Here is a 3,993-nt window from a genome sequence, read left to right on the forward strand (position 1 = left end):
TCGCGCAGGGTGAAGCCGAGCTCGGCGGTGCGACGGGCGAGGTCGTCGAGGTGCGGCCAGGGGCGCTCGGGGTTGACGTGGTCGGCGGTGAGCGGCGACACCCCGCCCCAGTCGTCGGCGCCGGCGCGCACGAGAAGCTCGAACTCCGTCTCATCCGACAGGTTCGGCGGCACCTGCACGCGCATGCGCGGCCCGAGCACGAGGCGCGCGGTCGCGACCGCCGCGACGTACTCGAGCAGCGACGCGTCGGGCGCGGCCCGCATCGCGGTGCGCGGCTTCGCGCGGAAGTTCTGCACGATCACCTCCTGCACGTGACCGTGGCGGCGGTGCGCATCGCGGAGCGCGATGAGCGACTCCGCCCGATCGTGCACGGTCTCACCGATGCCGACGAGGATGCCCGTCGTGAACGGCACCCGCTCTCGGCCGGCGTCCTCGATCACCGCCAGTCGCACGTCGGGGTCCTTGTCGGGCGAGCCGTAGTGCACCTGCCCGGGCTCCTCGAACAGCCGGCGCGAGGTCGTCTCGAGCATCATCCCCATCGAGGGGGCGGTGGGGCGCAGCATCCGCAGCTCGTCCGCCGACATCACGCCGGGGTTCGCGTGGGCGAGCAGCCCGGTCTCGGCGGTGATGAGCCGAGCCATCGCGGCGACGTAGTCGAGCGTCGAGGTGTAGCCGTGCTCGTCGAGCCAGGCGCGCGCCTCGGGCCAGCGGTCCTCTGGGCGGTCGCCGAGGGTGAGCAGGGCCTCTTTGCATCCGAGGGCGGCGCCCTGGCGGGCGACGGTGAGCACCTGCTCGGGCGTCATGTAGACGGGCTTGCGCAGCAGTCGCAGCTGTGAGGGGGTGTCGACGAAGATGCAGTAGTGACAGCGGTCGCGGCAGAGGGTCGTGAGCGGGATGAACACCTTGCGCGAATAGGTGATGACGCCCGGGCGGCCGGCTGCGGTGAGCCCCTCGTCGCGCAGAGCGGATGCCGCGGCCAGCAGCGCCTCGAGATCGTCGCCAACGGCACCCAGCAGCGCTTCGGCGTCGGCGGCGTCGAGGTCGCGGCCCGCGCGGGCGGCGGCGATCGCCTCGGGGATGCGCACGGCGGACGCCGGCGCCGGATGATCGGCCAGACTCACCGGTTCAGTCTTCCACCCGCAGAAGGCGTCGGGGTTGTCGGATCGTTGCCGGGATGTAAGCAAACGCCGCCGCGGCCGCCGCGGTGCCCTGGCAGACTAGGCGCATGGTGACCCTGCTGCTCGACTCGGCTCAGCTCGAGATCGTGCTGTCGGGCGCCGAGCGGCTCACGGCATTCCGCAAGCGGAATATCGTCGTCGAACGCTCGTCGATCACCCGGGCTCAGCTCACCGACGACCCGTGGACGTGGCTGCGGGGCACCCGCGGGCGCTCGACCTACGTGCCGGGCGTCACCGCCGCGGGAACGTGGCGCACCGGCGTCGGTGACGACTTCGCCGTCATCCGGGCGAAGCGCCCCGGTGTGGTAATCGACCTCGACGAGTCGGCGGAGTTCTCGCGCATCATCCTCACCACGCGGCACGGCGTGGCACTGCTGCGCGCCCTGCGGCTCGACGGCGGCGACGAGCCGACGGATGTCGCCGAGCTCGCGCCCGACGCCGACTGACGCGCCCGCTCAGGCGACGTCGCGTCGCCAGCTGAAGATGTGGCCGAGCAGGAGCAGCGCGAATGCGTAGGCGGCGAGCACGATGGCCGCCGCGTACCAGGTGAGCGGGTCGGGAGACGCTCCGCCCTGACCGAGCGTCAGCACGGACGAGCCCACCAGCTGGTCGGATGCCGCGCCGGGCAGGAAGCGCCCGACATCCTGCAGCCACGAGACGAACATCGTGCCGAGGCGCAGCAGCGGCTCGATGAACTGGGTGAACGCGAGCACGACGACGATCGCGGCGACCTGGTTGCGGATGAGGGTGCCGAGGCCCAGGCCCACCCAGGTCCACAGCACGAACACGAGCAGGATGCGTCCGACCAGCGCCCAGGTGTCGGACGAGCCGAGACCGGTAGGCAGACCGTGGGCGGCGAGCAGACCCGCGATCGGTCCGACGGTCACGAGAAGCGCGAGCACGCCGTAGAGCAGTCCGAGGGTCGTCGAGGCCAGCAGCTTCGCCCACAGCACAGTGCCGCGCGCGGGGGTCGCCAGGAACGTCGGCGTGAGCGTCTTGTGGCGGAACTCGCCGGTGACGATGAGCGTGCCGATCAGCAGCGGAAAGACGTAGCCGATCGACGAGGCCAGGCTGTACAGCGTCGCCGGAACCTCACTGCTCGACTCGCTGAGCGCACTGCCCGTGCTCGATGAGGACAGGACGAATCCGAGGAACGTGGACACGAACCCGACGTAGACGACGAGCACGATCGCGAGGATCCACCAGATCGCGGTGGAGTAGAGCTTCGTCAGCTCGGATCGGGTGGCACGGGCGAGGCTCATCGCTGCTCGCTTTCGTCGTGGCGGTCGGTATCGGATGCGGCGGGCTCCGCGTCATCCGGGTACTCCTCGGTCGCATCGCTCCCGGCGGCGACCGGGACGTCGGCGAGCTCGACGACCTCTGCCGGACGCTCGACCTCTTCCACGCCCTCTGTCGCGCCCTCAAGCTCGGTCGTGCTCGAGCCGTCGGGCACACCTGCCGCGGATGTCACATCGGGTGCGGCCGACGCGGTGGTGGCCGGCTCATCGGGTGCGGCGGCGTCCGCCGCGGGGGCGAGGATGCCGGCGGCGGACGCATGCACGCGGTCGCCGGAGACCAGCTCGAGGAACGCCTCTTCGATGTTCGGCCCGCGGCGCACGAGCGACGACAGGGCGACACCGGCCGCCGCGGCGGCTGCGCCGACCTCGACGGCATCGGCGTGGAGAACCGTGAAGCCCGTGCGCAGGAGGTCGTAGGTGAAGCCGCCCGCGGTGAGGGCTGCCGCGAGGGCGGCGCGGTCGGGGGCATCCACCACCGTCGACACCTCGTCGGGGCCGACGATGTCCTCGATGGCACCCTGGTAGACCAGTCGCCCCTTGGCGACGATGAGCAGGGCGTCGGCTGTCTGCTGCACCTCGGAGAGCAGGTGCGATGACATGAGCACCGTACGACCCTCGCGGGCCAGATGCTGCAGCAGCGTGCGCATCCACTTGATGCCCTCGGGGTCGAGGCCGTTCGTCGGCTCGTCGAGGATCAGCACTCCGGGGTCTCCCAGCAGGGCGTAGGCGAGGCCGAGGCGCTGCCGCATGCCGAGCGAGTACCCGCCGACCCTGCGGCCCGCGGCATCCGACATGCCGACGAGCGCCAGCACCTCGTCGACGCGGGAGGTGGGGATTCCCGCCGCCTGGGCGTAGACCTTCAGATGGTTCGCGCCCGAGCGACCCGGGTGGAAGGAGGATGCCTCGAGCACCGCGCCGACGCTGCGCAGCGGATCGGTCAGCTCACCGTAGAGGCGTCCGCCGATGCGGGCGGTGCCCGATGTCGGGCGCACCAGACCGAGCAGCATGCGCAGCGTCGTGGTCTTGCCCGCCCCGTTCGGGCCGAGGAAGCCGGTCACCACGCCGGGCTCGACGCGCGCGGTCAGGCCCGCGACCGCATCGACGCGGCCGAAGCTCTTGCGCAGGTCGGTGAATTCGAGCACCTGGCCGTCCGGCATCGGCTCCTCCTCGGTCCGTGGTGGTTCCATCTTGGCGGACAACCGCCGATCGACCCGGGATTTGCGCCGTCATCGGGCGGTAACGTTGCCCCGTGACCGACGTGCACCCCACCGATGCCGGCGTCGTGGTTCGCACCGAGCACTCGCTCGGCCGCCTCACCCTCGACCGCCCTGCGGCGATCAACGCGCTCGACGTGCACATGATCCGTGCCCTCCGGGCGGCACTCGACGCCTGGCGGGGTGACGCCGACATCGACACCGTGCTGCTCGACGGCGCCGGTGATCGCGGCCTCTGCGCGGGCGGCGACGTTCGTGCCCTCTACGCCTCGATCGTCGCGGGCAGGGTCGACGAGGTGGGGG

At 71.5% G+C, this 3,993-nt stretch carries 5 protein-coding genes; 2 read left to right on the forward strand and 3 right to left on the reverse strand.

The genetic code is table 11. From position 1 onward, the window contains the following. A partial coding sequence (gene cofG / locus ASG00_RS18290) for a 7,8-didemethyl-8-hydroxy-5-deazariboflavin synthase CofG (protein WP_235559525.1) occupies positions 1 to 1,121 on the reverse strand: 1,121 nt, incomplete at its 3' end. Positions 1,122 to 1,225: 104 nt separating this feature from the next. On the opposite strand from cofG, the gene ASG00_RS11545 reads away from it, so the two are divergent. Continuing rightward, the gene (locus tag ASG00_RS11545) at positions 1,226 to 1,624 is read left to right on the forward strand and encodes a hypothetical protein (protein WP_056209723.1); all 399 of its coding nucleotides are present in this window, start codon (positions 1,226 to 1,228) and stop codon (positions 1,622 to 1,624) included. Between the two features lie 9 nt (positions 1,625 to 1,633). On the opposite strand, the gene ASG00_RS11550 is transcribed toward ASG00_RS11545, so the two are convergent. Next, positions 1,634 to 2,440 (reverse strand): ABC transporter permease, encoded by an 807-nt coding sequence (locus ASG00_RS11550; RefSeq protein WP_056209726.1) that lies wholly within the window; start codon positions 2,438 to 2,440, stop codon positions 1,634 to 1,636. Further along, entirely contained in the window at positions 2,437 to 3,633 is a 1,197-nt protein-coding gene (locus ASG00_RS11555; protein ID WP_082483226.1) for an ABC transporter ATP-binding protein, read from the reverse strand. Before ASG00_RS11555 ends, ASG00_RS11550 begins: the two co-directional genes overlap by 4 nt. Positions 3,634 to 3,725: 92 nt before the next feature. Here ASG00_RS11555 and ASG00_RS18295 point away from each other — a divergent pair. Continuing rightward, a partial coding sequence (locus ASG00_RS18295; RefSeq protein ID WP_235559526.1) for an enoyl-CoA hydratase/isomerase family protein occupies positions 3,726 to 3,993 on the forward strand: 268 nt, incomplete at its 3' end.

The sequence above is a fragment of the Microbacterium sp. Leaf351 genome (genome assembly GCF_001423825.1).
Taxonomy (GTDB): Bacteria; Actinomycetota; Actinomycetes; order Actinomycetales; family Microbacteriaceae; genus Microbacterium; species Microbacterium ginsengisoli.

Excerpts from the sequence above, each read along its gene's own strand:
- ASG00_RS11545 (WP_056209723.1), top strand. The coding sequence starts at position 1,226 with ATGGTGACCCTGCTGCTCGACTCGGCTCAGCTCGAGATCGTGCTGTCG.
- ASG00_RS11550 (WP_056209726.1), bottom strand. The coding sequence starts at position 2,440 with ATGAGCCTCGCCCGTGCCACCCGATCCGAGCTGACGAAGCTCTACTCC.
- ASG00_RS11555 (WP_082483226.1), bottom strand. The coding sequence starts at position 3,633 with ATGCCGGACGGCCAGGTGCTCGAATTCACCGACCTGCGCAAGAGCTTC.